The 14836-nt window shown below is 54.2% G+C and carries 15 protein-coding genes; 11 read left to right on the top strand and 4 right to left on the bottom strand.

The features are described 5' to 3' along the window. The first annotated feature begins 11 nt into the window (after positions 1 to 11). From rlmM to ABJK70_RS00965, 8 genes are all read left to right on the top strand, one after another. The gene (gene rlmM, locus ABJK70_RS01000; RefSeq protein ID WP_240507086.1) at positions 12 to 1091 is read left to right on the top strand and encodes a 23S rRNA (cytidine(2498)-2'-O)-methyltransferase RlmM; all 1080 of its coding nucleotides are present in this window, start codon (positions 12 to 14) and stop codon (positions 1089 to 1091) included. Positions 1092 to 1221: 130 nt separating this feature from the next. Continuing rightward, positions 1222 to 1950 (top strand): phosphate signaling complex protein PhoU, encoded by a 729-nt coding sequence (gene phoU / locus ABJK70_RS00995; protein WP_077730387.1) that lies wholly within the window; start codon positions 1222 to 1224, stop codon positions 1948 to 1950. Positions 1951 to 2116: 166 nt separating this feature from the next. Beyond that, the gene (bamA, locus tag ABJK70_RS00990) at positions 2117 to 4417 is read left to right on the top strand and encodes an outer membrane protein assembly factor BamA (protein WP_077730386.1); all 2301 of its coding nucleotides are present in this window, start codon (positions 2117 to 2119) and stop codon (positions 4415 to 4417) included. 170 nt (positions 4418 to 4587) lie between these two features. Continuing rightward, entirely contained in the window at positions 4588 to 5097 is a 510-nt protein-coding gene (locus tag ABJK70_RS00985; protein ID WP_077730385.1) for an OmpH family outer membrane protein, read from the top strand. Between the two features lie 48 nt (positions 5098 to 5145). Then, the gene (gene fabZ / locus ABJK70_RS00980) at positions 5146 to 5586 is read left to right on the top strand and encodes a 3-hydroxyacyl-ACP dehydratase FabZ (RefSeq protein WP_077730384.1); all 441 of its coding nucleotides are present in this window, start codon (positions 5146 to 5148) and stop codon (positions 5584 to 5586) included. Then, positions 5583 to 6353 (top strand): acyl-ACP--UDP-N-acetylglucosamine O-acyltransferase, encoded by a 771-nt coding sequence (lpxA, locus tag ABJK70_RS00975; protein ID WP_077730383.1) that lies wholly within the window; start codon positions 5583 to 5585, stop codon positions 6351 to 6353. The genes fabZ and lpxA overlap by 4 nt, the downstream gene beginning before the upstream one ends. Positions 6354 to 6388: 35 nt before the next feature. Then, complete coding sequence (gene rnhB, locus ABJK70_RS00970; protein ID WP_077730382.1) at positions 6389 to 6955, top strand: ribonuclease HII; 567 nt, start codon at positions 6389 to 6391, stop codon at positions 6953 to 6955. 37 nt (positions 6956 to 6992) lie between these two features. Next, positions 6993 to 7634: an MOSC domain-containing protein gene (locus tag ABJK70_RS00965; protein ID WP_077730381.1), complete on the top strand. Its 642-nt coding sequence runs from the start codon at positions 6993 to 6995 to the stop codon at positions 7632 to 7634. A gap of 16 nt (positions 7635 to 7650) precedes the next feature. Here ABJK70_RS00965 and ABJK70_RS00960 read toward each other — a convergent pair whose 3' ends face one another. The 3 genes from ABJK70_RS00960 to fabG are packed head-to-tail and all read right to left on the bottom strand — an operon-like array spanning position 7651 to position 10474. Next, positions 7651 to 8946 carry a cation:proton antiporter gene (locus ABJK70_RS00960; protein ID WP_347257268.1) on the bottom strand — a complete coding sequence of 432 codons (1296 nt, stop codon included), beginning with the start codon at positions 8944 to 8946 and terminating at the stop codon, positions 7651 to 7653. 29 nt (positions 8947 to 8975) lie between these two features. Continuing rightward, positions 8976 to 9758, bottom strand: coding sequence for a glycosyltransferase family 2 protein (locus ABJK70_RS00955; RefSeq protein WP_347257267.1), 783 nt, complete (start codon positions 9756 to 9758; stop codon positions 8976 to 8978). Further along, positions 9755 to 10474 (bottom strand): 3-oxoacyl-ACP reductase FabG, encoded by a 720-nt coding sequence (gene fabG / locus ABJK70_RS00950; protein ID WP_347257266.1) that lies wholly within the window; start codon positions 10472 to 10474, stop codon positions 9755 to 9757. The genes ABJK70_RS00955 and fabG overlap by 4 nt, the downstream gene beginning before the upstream one ends. Before the next feature lie 313 nt (positions 10475 to 10787). Between fabG and ABJK70_RS00945 the strand changes: the two genes are divergently transcribed. Then, positions 10788 to 11522: a 4'-phosphopantetheinyl transferase superfamily protein gene (locus ABJK70_RS00945; protein ID WP_133716708.1), complete on the top strand. Its 735-nt coding sequence runs from the start codon at positions 10788 to 10790 to the stop codon at positions 11520 to 11522. Positions 11523 to 11639: 117 nt separating this feature from the next. Further along, a complete protein-coding gene (locus ABJK70_RS00940; protein WP_347257265.1) occupies positions 11640 to 12086 on the top strand; it encodes an isoprenylcysteine carboxylmethyltransferase family protein in 447 nt (148 codons plus the stop codon). 148 nt (positions 12087 to 12234) lie between these two features. Here ABJK70_RS00940 and hpnH read toward each other — a convergent pair whose 3' ends face one another. Further along, positions 12235 to 13341 (bottom strand): adenosyl-hopene transferase HpnH, encoded by a 1107-nt coding sequence (gene hpnH, locus ABJK70_RS00935; RefSeq protein ID WP_077730376.1) that lies wholly within the window; start codon positions 13339 to 13341, stop codon positions 12235 to 12237. A gap of 427 nt (positions 13342 to 13768) precedes the next feature. Between hpnH and ABJK70_RS00930 the strand changes: the two genes are divergently transcribed. Continuing rightward, positions 13769 to 14818: a phytoene/squalene synthase family protein gene (locus ABJK70_RS00930; RefSeq protein WP_077730413.1), complete on the top strand. Its 1050-nt coding sequence runs from the start codon at positions 13769 to 13771 to the stop codon at positions 14816 to 14818. The last annotated feature ends 18 nt before the right edge of the window (positions 14819 to 14836 follow it).

Here is a 14836-nt window from a genome sequence, read left to right as displayed (position 1 = left end):
GCAACTTGGGCTTGAATACCCTAAACACCGATATTCCCCGCTCCGTTCTACTCTATTGCCGCGGCGGATTTGAAAAGGAATGCGCCGCCGAAATTTTGGAGCGAACCGGCGAACTCGGGGTATCCGGCTATGTAAAGGCGAAGCCCGACAGCGGCTTCGTGGCATTCATACCGCATGCCACCGAAGCCGTTTCGCTACACGACAGAGGTCTTCGGCTCAAAGATCTAATCTTTGCACGGCAACTGGTTTTTGCGTTGGGTCCTTTTACCGAGCTTCCCGTCGCCGATCGCACGCAGCCCTTGCTGCAAGCGGCCCGGCACTTGGGAGACCGGTTTTCAGAGGCATTCCTCGAAACCGCGGACACCAACGAAGCAAAATCGCTCGCGGTCTTCTTGCGCAAATTCGCAGCACCCTTCGATCGCGCATTTAAAGACAGCGGATTGCTCGGCAGCCCATCAGATCCCCGCCTGCACCTCTTTTTTCTTAGCTCTATCGCCGCCTATGTCGGTATTTCGATACCCGGCAACTCTTGTCCCTGGTTAATGGGCATTCCCCGCCTGAAATTTCCCCGCGGTGCACCAAGCCGATCCACGCTCAAGCTGGAAGAAGCCTTTCTGACTTTTCTCGACGATCCGAAAGAGAGCCTTAGCCCCGGCATGACGGCGGTCGATCTCGGTGCAGCACCGGGCGGCTGGACTTTTCAGTTGGTCAAGCACCATATCAAAGTCACCGCGGTCGATAACGGAAAACTCGAACCCGCCTTGCTGGACACCGGTCTGGTGGAACACCTGCGGATGGACGCATTTCGTTATCGTCCTCCCAAGCCGGTAGACTGGCTGGTTTGCGACGTGGTGGAACAGCCTGCCAGAATCGCTGCCCTGATCGGCGAGTGGACTGCTCTGGGCTTATGCCGAAGAGCCATATTCAACCTGAAGCTGCCGATGAATAAGCGTTACGAAGAGGTCAAGCGCTGTCGCGAAATCATCGAAGCACGATTAGGAAGAACACTTAACGATTATTCTCTCGCGTTCAAGCAGCTCTACCATGATCGGGCCGAAATTACTGGCTACATTTCGCGGCATATCCGATGAAAACTGGATTTTCCCATTTGGCGCTTAGGGATGGCAGACCGTGGCGCACGAGCTTTCATGCGCCGGAATGAGTTGATAGAATGCGGGACGGAGACATCTCCGCCGTCGATAACCCCGATCACCCAGCACGATGACCAATTTCTTCGATACCGACAACTTGCATCAGCATATTTCCAAGCAGTATGACCACGAGCTGCTGGACATCCGCAATCGGGTGCTCACCCTGGGCGGGCTGGTCGAGGAACAAGTCGAGTCGGCCGTAACCGCACTCGTGAATAACGATGTAGAGCTGGCCGAACGTGTCATCACCGACGACTACAAGGTTAATTCCCTGGAAGTTTCGATTGATGAGGAATGCACTCAAATCATCGCCCTACGCCAACCCACCGCCCGCGACTTGCGGTTAGTGGTAGCGGTCATCAAAACCATTACCGACCTCGAGCGGATCGGGGACGAAGCCAAGCGCATCGCCCGGCTGTCTATCGATCTTGCCAGCCATTATCCGAAGAAGAACCAGTTGACCGAGGTCGAGCAACTGGCGAAACATGTGCGCGGATTGCTTCGAGAGGCGTTGGACTCTTTCGCGCGCATGGACGTCGATGAGGCCTTGCGCGTCGTTCAGGAAGACAGGATGGTGGATCGGGAATACGAAAGCATCATGCGCCAGCAGATCACGTATATGATGGAAGATCCCCGAGCCATTCCGGTGTCGCTCGATATCATGTGGTCGGCCCGGTCGCTGGAGCGCATTGGTGACCGCTCCTGTAACATTTGCGAATACGTTATTTACTATGCCAAAGGCAAGAATATCCGGCACATCAGTATCGAGCAGGTGGAGAAAGACTTGCGGGAAGCCTGATGTCATCGCCTTGGACTTCAAGGATTTTGGATTCCCTTCCATCAGCGAAGATTGAACTCGCCAGGATCGTCATGGATTTGATCGCAAGCGTGTAATGGGCCATATCCATTAGATTTTCCGAGCTACTTATACCAACCATCCCCTGCGATCCCAACTCCCCTAATCCATGAACCGCTACAAACTAGCGAAATTGCTGTTGTTAGGGATTTTCTGTTCCTTCTCTGCCTGGGGGCTCGAACCGTTCGTGATCGAAGACATACGTGTCGAGGGGTTGCAGAGAGTTTCAGCCGGTACTGTGTTCAATTACCTCCCGGTCAAAGTCGGCGACCTTTTCGACCAGCGGCAGTCGGCGGAATCCATCAAAGCCTTGTTCAAGACGGGCTTCTTCAGGGATGTTCGACTGGAACAGGACGGAAACGTCTTGGTCGTCGTCGTCGACGAGCGTCCTTCCATCGCGAATGTGAAGATCGAAGGCAACAAGGACATCAGCACGGAAGACCTCACAAAAGCCTTAAAAGGCGTAGGACTTTCCGAAGGAAAAGTATTCGATCGCCAAATCCTCGATAAAGTCGAACAGGAACTCCGCCGACAGTATTACAGCCGCGGAAAATACGGGCTGAAAATCGATTCGGTTGTGACCGACCTTCCGCGCAACCGAGTCTCGGTCAACATCAAGATTTCCGAAGGTAAGGTCGCCAAGATCAAACAGATCAATATCGTCGGCAACAATACCTTTGACGATGAAGAGCTCCTGGAACAATTCGAGCTCAGCACGCCGAACCTGCTTTCGTTCTACACCAAGAACGACCAATACTCGAAGCAAAAACTCTCCGCCGACCTGGAGCGTTTGCGATCGTATTATTTGGACAGGGGCTACATCAACTTCGAAATCGAGTCCACCCAAGTTTCCATTACGCCCGACAAGAAAGAAATCTATATTACGATCAATGTCAAAGAGGGCGAGGTCTACTCGGTCAACGAAGTCAAACTGACAGGCAAACTGATCGTTCCGCCCGAAGAGTTGACACCGCTGGTCAAGATCGGCCCGAGCGATACCTTCTCGCGCAAGCTGGCTACGGAAACCTCCAAGGCAATATCCGATCGCTTGGGCGATGAAGGGTATATATTTGCGAACGTCAACATGGTGCCCGACATCAATGAGGCGCAAAAAACCGTTTCGATTACCTTCTTCGTCGATCCCGGCAAACAGGTTTATGTTCGCCGCGTCAATTTTCACGGCAACACCAAGACACGGGACGAAGTACTGCGGCGCGAAATGCGCCAAATGGAGGCGGCTTGGGCTTCCACCAGCAAGATCGAGCGATCCAAAACCCGACTGGAGCGGCTGGGCTATTTCCAGGAGGTCAACGTCGAAACGCCGGCCGTCGCCGGAACCACCGACCAGATAGACGTCAATTACAATGTCGTGGAAAAACCGTCCGGTAACCTGATGGCGGGCGTCGGCTTTTCCCAGGCGCAAGGCATCATTTTTAATGCCAACATTACTCAGGACAATGTCTTCGGCACCGGCAAAAGGATCAATTTCACATTCAACAACAGCAGCGTCAATACGATTTATCGACTCGGTTATTTCAATCCGTACATGACCCTGGACGGCATCAGCAGCGGTTTCGATCTCAGCTACAGAAACACCGATGCGTCGCGAATGTACCTTGCTCGTTACAACACCGACGTCGCCTCCGCGGGGGCCAACCTCGGTATTCCGCTGAACGAATTCGACAGTCTGCGCTTCAACCTGGATCTTGAACACACGAAGCTCGATGCCGCATCCAGATCGTCGCAGGAGATTCTCGACTTTATCGAAGAAAACGGCGACAAGTACAACACCTTGACGATGGCGGCCGGCTGGGTTCACGACACCCTGAACCGAGCCATCTTTCCGACGAAGGGTGGATCCCAGCGCCTTTCAATACTGGCATCGGTGCCTATCAGCGACCTGAATTACTATAAAGCCAGCTATAAGCTTCAGCACTATTTCCCGATCGCGAAGGATCTGACCTTCATGCTGGAGGGTGAAATCGCTTATGGCGATGGTTACGGCGATACCGGAAGCCTGCCGTTTTTCGAACATTATTTCGCGGGAGGTCCTCAGTCTGTCCGGGGCTTTCGACCCAATACACTGGGTCCGCTCACCAAGCCCAACAACCAGGGGCTCGGCGGCAACCTCCCTTTCGGGGGATCGAGCAAATTGGTCGGCACCGCCGAACTCTTCTTCCCGGTGCCCTTCATGCAAGACAGCAAGAACCTCCGTCTGGGGACATTCATCGATGCCGGCAATGTTTTTGACGGTACCTATGATTTAGGTGAAATCCGCTACTCCGCGGGACTTTCGGCCAAGTGGCTGTCACCTTTCGGCGCTTTGGGTTTCAGTATCGCGCAACCTATAAACGCTAGTGGCAGAGACGATGTTCAAAACTTTCAGTTCTCGTTCGGCTCCGGATTCTGACGATCCCGCCACGGCACAAGACGATGTCGAGAGTCGCTGGGCGCTGAACAGTTCTTGTATAATCCGTGAGAGACAACTCGGCGAATTTCAATTCCAAGACTATTAAACTTCAATATTTCTTCCATCAATAACCTTTCCATTAACCGAATTTTCGAAGTGAGACTTAGAACATGTTAAAGAAAAGCATTGGTTTTGCACTGCTTGGCTTATTGGCAAGCATGAGCCTTGAGGCCGCCGAACTCAAAATTGGATTTGTCAATGTCGCTCGGTTATTGGAAAAGGCACCGCAGGCGGAAAAAGCCAAGAAAGAGCTGGAACGGGAATTTGCACCGCGCGACAAGAAACTGGTTACCGAGCAGAAAGCGATCAAATCGATGGAAGAAAAACTCGCCAAGGATGCCGCGATAATGAGCGATTCCGAACGGCAAAAAATGGATAAAGAAATCATCAGCCGTAAGCGCGAAGCCAAGCGCTTGCAAGACGAGTTTCGAGAAGATTTTAATCTCCGCCGTAACGAAGAATTGACCCAATTGCAGAAAGAGATCTTCGAAGCCATTCAATCCCTGGCCAAGGACGAGAGCTTTGACCTCCTTTTGACGGATGGGGTGGTATTTGCCAGCGAAACGGTTGACGTGACCAGCAAGGTCGAGAAAAAACTCAGAGATAGCTATAAAAATTAATTCGGCTGAGCTGTAATCTCATCCATACCCGAAAAAGGAAAAGCGCCTTTGGATATTCAAAAAATAAAAGAGTATCTACCTCATCGATATCCTTTTCTTCTTGTGGACAGGGTTCTTGAGGTAGATCCCGGCAAGCGGCTCTTGGCTTTCAAGAATGTGACCTATAACGAACCTTTTTTTACTGGACATTTCCCGGAACTGCCCATCATGCCCGGGGTTTTGATTATCGAGGCGCTAGCTCAGACGACCGGCCTGCTTGCATCGGAAACCGCACCGGATGTCTTGGGAAAAGGGATGGTTTACTACCTTGTCGGCCTGGACAAGGTTCGTTTTAAGCGCCCGGTCGTTCCAGGCGACCGTCTGATGCTGGAAGCGACTTATCTGCGTCACAAGCGGAATATCTGGGCGTTTTCCTGCCGTGCCGAGGTCGACGGGGAATTCGTAGCCAGTGCGGAAATCATGTGTGCGGCGGCGGAGCAGGAGTCTTGATTCATCCCACAGCTATTATCGATCCTTCCTGTGAGCTAGCGAACGACGTCCGTGTAGGAGCCTACGCGATCATCGGACCCGATGTCCGAATCGACTCCGGCACCGAAATTGGTCCTCATGCGGTTATCAAAGGGCCGACCCGTATCGGAAAACATAACCGGATCTTTCAGTTCGCTTCCGTGGGGGAAGACCCACAAGACAAAAAGTATCATGGTGAAGTCACCTACCTCGATATCGGCGATCGCAACGTCATTCGCGAGTACGTCACGATTCATCGCGGCACTGTTCAAGATCAAGGAATTACCCGTATCGGTGATGACAATTTGCTGATGGCATACACCCATGTCGCTCATGACTGCGTCATAGGCAGCCATGTCATCATGGCCAATGCCGCTTCGCTCGCGGGCCATGTCCGCGTGGACGATTACGCCATATTGGGTGGCTTTTCGCTGGTACACCAATTTTGCAAGATCGGGCAACACAGCTTTTCCGCCATGGGCAGCGTCATTACGCGCGACATTCTGCCTTATGTCATGGTTGGTGGCTGCCCCACGAAACCCCACGGGATCAATACGGTGGGACTGGAGAGACAAGGTTTTAATCCCGAATCGATTCGGCAGATTCGCAAAGCCTATAAGACCGTGTACAAATCCCGGCTAAAACTCGACGAGGCGATCCAGCAACTCGACGAGATGACAGCCGAAACGCCCGAGATTCAAAAAATGGTGGACTTCCTCAAGCAAACCGGCCGGAGCATCATCCGCTGATAGACGGCGGATAGGCTCGTTCGGAATCGAATGCCATGGCACTGATTGCCGGTTGCGACGAAGTGGGCCGCGGATGTATCGCCGGACCGGTAGTGGCGGCGGTGGTGATCATCGAAGATCGTTTTCACATCTCGGGGCTGGCCGATTCCAAAAAGCTGACGCCGCAGCGCCGCCAAGATCTGGCCGCAGCCATCAGGACCAAAGCTTTCGCTTGGGCAGTAGGCCGAGCCGAAGCAAGCGAAATCGATCGAATCAACATCCTCCAGGCGTCGCTCTTGGCGATGCGCCGGGCCTTTGACGCTCTACCGATAAAACCGGATTGGGCTATGGTGGACGGCAACCAATATCCGGCATTCCCTTGTCCGGGCGAAGCCATTATCGGTGGAGACGCCACCGTGCCGGCGATTTCTGCCGCATCGATACTGGCCAAAGTGTTTCGGGACCGGGAAATGCAAATTCTCGACAACCTGCATCCCGGCTACGACTTCGCCGTCCACAAAGGCTATCCCACGGCGATCCATATCTCGCGCTTACGCGAATTGGGACCGAGTCCGAGCCATAGACGATCTTTCGGACCGGTAAGGCGAGCGAGCGTCCCGTGATCGGATTAGCATCAGTCCAACTTTCAACGAGGTGCCGATGGAACTCTTGGCAATCAGCCTAGCCGAGCCGAAACAGGTCGAACATGACGGCCGCCGGATTTTCACTGGCATTTACAAAGAGCCCACGAAGGGCCCGGTCAAAGCCGGCGCCTTCGGGCTAGAGGGCGATGTACAAGTCGATCTCAAGAACCATGGCGGCAAGGACAAAGCGATATATGTTTACACCGTAGAAAACTACCGCTTTTGGGAACGGGAATTGGAGAAGCCGCCCCTGCCTTTCGGGCAGTTCGGCGAAAACTTCACTGTCAGCGGAATGCCCGATGAATCCGTACACATCGGCGACGTCTTTCGAATCGGCAAGATTGTGGTTCAAGTCACCCAACCGCGCGTCCCTTGTTTCAAACTGGGGATCAAAATGGGCGATCCCTCGTTTGTAAATGTTTTTCTCAGCTCGGGCCGAACCGGATTTTATTTTCGAGTACTTGAGGAGGGCGAGGTGCGTTCCGGCGACACGATTGTTCGCCTCCAGGAGGATGAGGAGCGATTGAATATCAAGGATGCGATGCTCGCTATCGTAAAAGGACCGCGCCAACAAGAGATTATCGAGAAAGCCCTCCGGGTCGAGGCGCTGTCGCAGTCCTGGCGGGAAAGTTTGGAGAAGCGCCGCTCGCGGCCATAAAAAACCGGCTCACGGCTCACGCATCCCGCCCCGCCGGGATCGCGTGCCCGATGGACGGCAGCCATGCACGGAGCCCCGGCGCCGTCATGATCGTACTGGCGATCGCCATGAGCACCAGCATGGTGAAGACCTGAGGAGGAATCACGCCGAGCTCGAATCCTAAATTTACGACGACAAGCTCCATCAGCGCCCTCGTATTCATCATGATGGCGATGTTCCGCGCCTCCGGTCTCTTCAAGCCGGAAATCCGAGCCGCGACGTAACAGCCGCCGAATTTACCCAAAACCGCTAGAAAAACCAGCGCTGCGCACCAAAACCAGAGCTCAGCGGTTTCCAATCCTCCCACGTCGGTACGCAGGCCGGTATACGTAAAGAAGATCGGCAGGAAAAACACCGTCACCAAATCCGCGACCTTATGCTTCCATGCCTCCACGAGTTCATGCTGATCATGCAACAGCACGCCCATCATGAATCCGCCGAAGATGGCAAAAATTCCGAGCTTGCTGGTCAACATGGCCGAAGTGAACACAATAACCAGGAGAATCGCCATCAGGTCTTGCGGCAACGCCTGATGATTGAATTCGAAACGACGTACGATGAACCGCAGAGCTTGCCGCACCACAGACCAGCACACAATGACGTAAAGCAGAAGCGAGCCGACCTGCGCCAACATGCCGATAATGGAAAAATGCGCGGTCACCGCAGCGGATATGAACGCCAGCAAAGTCCACCCGACCGCGTCATTGACGGCAGCCGACGAGATGGTGATTACCCCGATCCGCGTGCGCGTCAGATCGAACTCCATCATGATGCGCCCCAAAATAGGCACCGCCGTAATCGAAAACGCAGTGGCCATGAATAAGGCGTACGCCGACGCCGAAAGTCCGGAGGCGAGATGGGGAGCGGACCCATAGCCGAATACCAGTCCGAGCGTGAATGGCGCCGCAATTCCCATCACGCTGATTAGGCCGACCGCCCGCTGGTTTTGTCGCGATTTGAGCTGTGAGAAATCGAATTCCAGACCGACTTGAAACATCAACATAATCAGTCCGATCTGACTCATAATGCTGATAGGCGTCGTGTCGGCAGTCCGAAATATCAGCTGGAACGTTTCCGGCGCGAGCACGCCGAATAGCGAAGGACCGAGCAAGAGCCCGGCGACGATCTCGCCCACGGCCCGAGGCTGGCCGACCCGCCTGGCCAAATAGCCCGCCACGCGCGCCGCAATAATGATGATTGCGACCTGTACCAGGGTAAAAAAGAGCACCTGCTCGGTCGTCTGAACACCACCCTGAACCGAATCGATCGCCATTATCCGATATTCCGCTTCCGTAAAATCCGCTACGAGCCACACTGCTCGCAGCTTATCGGGCGCATGGTCAAGCTGCGCCAAAGTCCCTTTAAATAAAGTCCTTTCGTGATCAGCTTCCACGCCACCATGCGCGTAATTCTGAGGATATCCGTCACCGGGCGGAAATGGCTGGGACGCGCATTAGCGCGATAAACGGTACTGACCCGCACCGGCATGGCATAAAACCCCATGCGAGCCCCCTCGATCAGAATTTCGCTCTCAAATACAAAACTCCTTTCTCGAGTACAGGACAATTTCACCGAGCGGATCAAATCGGCGGGATAAATCCGAAACCCCGATTGGCTATCCTCTATCGGTTGCCCGGAAGCCCAAGCGATCCAAAAATTGGCGAAACGGTTGGCGCGGTAGCGTGCCGACGGTATGGCTGCCCTATTCCACAGCCTGGATCCGATCACGATATGGTGCGGGAACCGATACGCCGCCGAAAGCAGCCTGGGAATTTCAGCCGGATCATGTTGACCGTCGCCGTCCATCGTCATTACGGCAAGGATGCTTTCATCTCGCAATGCGTGCTGTAAGCCACGCCAAAGACTAGCCGCTTTGCCCTGATTCGTTTCGTTCCGGAGCAATTCGATATCGAGCCCGTCCAGTGTCGAGGAAGTCCCGTCGGTCGAGCCGTCGTCCACGACGATGATGCGCGGCACGTACCGAAGCGCTGCGCCCACGACCTCCCGGATGGTCGCCGCCTCATTGAACGCCGGAATCACCAGGGCATATGCCGCGTTTCTGCCGCCGGTCCGATCCGGATTCATGCCATGCCGCCATTGACGGAGAACACCTGCCCCGTAATATAGGACGCCTTGTCCGAGGCCAAAAAGCCGACCAGATGCGCCACCTCCTCTGGCGTTCCGGCGCGCTTCATGGGCACCAGTTGCTGGATCAATTCGGGATTGAAGGCTTCTGAAATCATCGGACTTTCGATAATTCCCGGCGCAACCACGTTCACCGAGATTCCGCGAGATGCAACTTCCAGAGCCAACGACTTGGAGGCACCTATCAATCCCGCTTTTGCGGCTGCGTAATTGGCCTGCCCCCGGTTCCCCATGAGTGCAGCTACCGACGAGACGCTGATAATGCGCCCCCACCGAGTTCGGATCATAGGCAGCAGCAAGGGCTGGGCGACATTGTAGAAACCGGTCAATGAAACCTCGAGAACGTTCCTCCACTGGTCCCTGCGCATACCCGCCAGCGGCGCGTCGTCATGGATGCCGGCATTATTCACCAAGACCTGGATAGGGCCGGCCTCCAAGAGCGTCTCCAAAGCCCGTTTAGCCGATTCGTCATCGGCAACGTCAAAGAAAACGGCTTCTGCCGATCCGCCTTGCGCCATGATGTCTTCGACCACGCGGCACGCTCCGTCGCGATTTCCAAAACCGTGCACCACCACATGCAGACCGTCAGCGGCCAATTGTCGAGCAACCGCCGCGCCGATGGCGCCGCTACCGCCGGTAATGAGTGCTCTTCTCATCGATCAAGCCGCCTCAGTCCAAAAGCACGGCCCAACCGAAATTCAGTCCGGTATAGGCTCATTTTTTCTTAATCTATGCTTTACGTTAAGATTTCGGAATTCCAATCGTACGGCTGACATCTAAAAAACGAGCCGACGAGTTCGCAATGAGGAGCGAATTTTAAGTTTTGCCGGCCGTGAAAGCCATCCCGAATCCCGGACCGTTCGAAGAAAGCGAACTCCAATACGCGAAAATCAAGTTCGAAACGGTTATAGATGGACTCCAGCCGCTGGTTACTCCGTAACGCGGCTTTACCCGACCAACTTGCACATAATGAATTCCCGAATCGATGCCATCGCGCATCCTAAAGGCAAAGAAATCCACGTTTGGCACCTGAATCTCGGCGTTATGCCCGTTAATCGTGATGCGTTTTGGAAGGCGCTCGCTCCAGCCGAACGTGATCGCTGTTCGCAGTTCCGCTCCGATATTCATAAGCAGCGCTTCATTGCCACGCAAGGGGCATTGCGATGCTTGCTGTCTTGCTATTTAGGCATTGCACCGCATACCGTTCAGTTCGAACGCAACCAACACGGCAAACCCCGTCTCGCGGGGACAGAACCCGACCGAGGGCTGGTATTCAATCTTTCCCACTCGGGAGACCAGGCCCTCGTTGCCGTGGGCGTGGACATGCCACTTGGGGTGGATCTTGAAATCAGGCGTCCGCTTACCCACATAGAAGGTCTGGTTGAGCGCTGTTTTGCTCCTTCCGAACGCAACCGCTGGTGTTCGCTGCCCCCCTCTCACCGGTTGGCCGCATTTTTCGATGTTTGGACGTGTAAGGAAGCGTTTATCAAAGCGGTAGGCCGGGGCTTGGGACTCGGACTTACCCGGTGCGTCCTCGCTTCCGGCGAAGTTCCACGCTGGGAAACGATTCCGGAATCGTGCGGTAATCCCGATGAGTGGTCCCTTCGAAGTTTAGATCTCGGCGAAAATATCAGCGCCGCGCTCTGCGCGCGGGCAACGGACATCCATTGGCGATTAAACGAGCTCGACCCATTCCCGCGCTGAGGCGCGCGGCCCCGGCTCTTTGATGACAGAAAACCTTGAATCACGGATAGGCTTTTCAGTAAGTCGAGGCCTAACGTATCATCCGCCTACCCGTCAATCTTGTGAGGCATTTCGATTATGCAGCAGATCCTTCGTTTTCCGCCTCCCGTCATCGCCTTGACTCTTGTCGGTCTAGGTTTCGGCTTAGTCCCGGTAACCTCCGGATTCCCGTCCTTCAGCATACCCAGCCTGGGAATCATACTTATCGCCGTAGGCATCGTCACTAGCGCTTCGGCGCTGTTTCAATTCCGCCTTATCCGAACCACATTCATCCCCACCGACGATCCTACGGCGCTCGCCAAAGATGGCCCTTATTGCTGGACCCGTAACCCCATGTATCTAGGGATACTAACGGCCTTAACCGGACTCGCCTTTTTTGTCGGCTCGCTATCGATGTTTATCGCTCCGATAGGCTTCTATTTCGTGATCGACCGGCACTTTATTCCTTACGAAGAAACCAAGTTAGCCGGCCTCTTCGCGGAGAACTATCTGGAATACCAACGCCGAGTACCGCGCTGGCTGTAAGCAAAGGGAAGGCGGCGTTCTGCGCCCGCGGCAAAAACTGCCTCGCAGGAATGAGTCAGGATAGATAAACAAATCTAAAGAAGAAGAAATAGAAAAAGGCCGGCGGCACTTTGGCTCAAACCTGTGCCGCCGGCCTATGTAAGAGAAATCAGTCGATGGCTTGGATGCGGATGGCCGGCCGCGCTTTGGCGCCAACCGTTTCCACATCGTACTCCGGCACCGGCTCGGGCGCCATCGGTCCATCGCTACGCGGCCCGAATAGAGCAACCCACGCCGCTTTCAAGGGATTTCTGACGGCATCTTCCACGGCGCTCGCCTCGTATCCGCAATGGGCCATGCAATTGGCGCATTTCGGATTCTTGGAGTTGCCGTATTTATGCCAGGGCGTCTCTTCCATCAATGCCTTGAAAGATGGAGCGTAACCCTCGTCGACCAACAAATAACAAGGCTTCTGCCAGCCGAATACATTGCGGGTGGGGTTACCCCAAGGAGTACAGTTGTAGGCTTGGTTGCCCGCCAAAAAATCCAGATACAGGCTCGAATGGTTCAGCTTCCACTTGCGGCCGCGGCCTAGTTTGAAAACCTTGCGGAACAATTCCTTACTGTCGCGCATCTTGATGAAGATATCCTGCAACGGCGCATGCTCGTAGCTGAAGCCCGGCGCGATGGTCGTGCCTTCGACTCCGAGTTTCTTGCAGTAGTCGAGGAATCCGGCAATTTCTTCGGCGTTCTCGCCTTGAAACAAAGTACAGTTGATGGTGACGCGGAACCCGCGCGCAATGGCCATTTCCACGGCTTCGGTAGCCCGATCGAACACGCCGTTCTGGCAGACTGAAGCATCGTGGCGTTCGCGATTGCCGTCCAAGTGTATCGAGAAAGTAAGGTAGGGGGAGGGTTTGTAATCGTCGATTCGTTTCTTGAGAAGCAGCGCGTTCGTACAGAGATAGACGTATTTCTTACGCTGAATGATGCCTTCGATGATCTGCGGCAACTCCTTATGCAACAGAGGCTCGCCGCCGGCGATGGAAACGATGGGCGCGCCGCATTCGTCAACAGCTGCCAAACACTCATCGATGCTCAGCCGACGATTCAGGATATCATCGGGATAATCGATCTTACCGCAACCGGCGCACGCCAAATTGCAGCGGAACAGAGGTTCGAGCATCAACACTAACGGATAACGTTTGTTTCCATTTAATTTTTGTTGTAGAAGATACTTAGCTACGCTGAGTTGTTGCCTTATTGGAACGCTCATTCACCTTCCCCCGATTTAACAAGTTCGATTCACTTAAAATTAGCCTGTATTCGTGTTTCCACCACAACGAGCACAGCGCCGCAGACTATAAACCATAACTAAATTCCTGACCAATGCACTTTGGAATTCATCAGACCACCTGTCATGTTGATAAGCAGGTTAATTCGGGTTGGTCCAGGCATTAATTCTAATGCAACATCCTAGCTTGTAGTTGTATTTTCCTCAACTAAATTTCGTTAAAATACAACACATCTTGACGATCGGGGCAATCCGGCTAGAATTTGCTGCTTTCCCAGCGAACCGTTGCTGCCTTATCTCAAGACGAACTGGCCGGAACATCGCATCTAGAAACTGGTTGGAATTTCAGAACTTGAACGGAGCAACACTCGTCCGCACGAGCGGAAGCTTTTCCTCGGATCCAAGCGTGATGAGCGACGACGACGCGTTGCAGTCTCACCTACTGGAAGGTGTCTCCCGCACCTTTGCGCTTACTATCCCGCAATTGCCGCCGGTCTTAGCCAAGCCGGTCTCGAATGCTTACTTGTTATGTCGCATTGTCGACACCATCGAAGATGAGACGGCACTTTCATCCACGGAAAAGCGCAAGTTCTGTCAGCAATTCGTGCGCGTGGTCCAAGGCAACGAGGCCGCCGAATTGCTTCGAGACGAACTCGGCCCTCGCCTTTCGACAGTCACCAGTCCGGCCGAGCACGAACTTATCCACTTGATTCCCCGGGTCATCGCCATTACTCACAGCTTCGATCCGCCGCAACGGGAAGCACTGGCCTCCTGCGTCGAAATCATGGCGAATGGCATGGCAGAATTCCAGGACCGAGACCTGCGATACGGTCTCGCAAACATGGAGGAAATGAGCAACTACTGTTATTACGTGGCCGGCGTGGTCGGGGAAATGCTGACCAAGCTTTTCTGTCACTACTCCCCCGAGATCGCCGCCCATCGCGACGAGATGATGAAGCTCGCGGTATCGTTCGGGCAAGGTCTGCAAATGACCAACATCCTCAAGGACCTTTGGGATGACCATGCCCGCGGCGTTTGTTGGCTGCCACGCGATATTTTTGGCCAGTGCGGATTCGATTTACGCAAGCTTAAACCGGGCCATAACGACCCCAAGTTCTGCGAGGGATTCAAGCATCTGATTGGAATTGCACACGGACATCTGAAGAATGCGCTTGCCTATACCTTGTATATACCCTCGCGCGAGACCGGTCTTCGCGAGTTCTGTCTGTGGGCGCTGGGGATGGCAGTGCTGACCCTGCGCAAAATCAACAAAAACCTTTATTTCAGCGACTCATCGCAAGTCAAGATTACACGCCGGGCAGTGAAAGCGACCGTTCTGACAAGTCGTCTGCTGCGTTCGAGCGATATCCTGCTCAATACCGCATTTTTCCTTGCAGGATCCGGCTTGCAACGTAGCAGCCGTCAGCTCCCGGCCCTCGGTCACCATACCGACACGTGAGAAGCCAACCACAAACAG

The sequence above is a fragment of the Methylocaldum sp. genome (assembly GCF_039794385.1).
Taxonomy (GTDB): Bacteria; Pseudomonadota; Gammaproteobacteria; order Methylococcales; family Methylococcaceae; genus Methylocaldum.
Note: the sequence above shows the minus strand (reverse complement) of the source record. Positions and strands in the feature narration are given on the sequence as shown.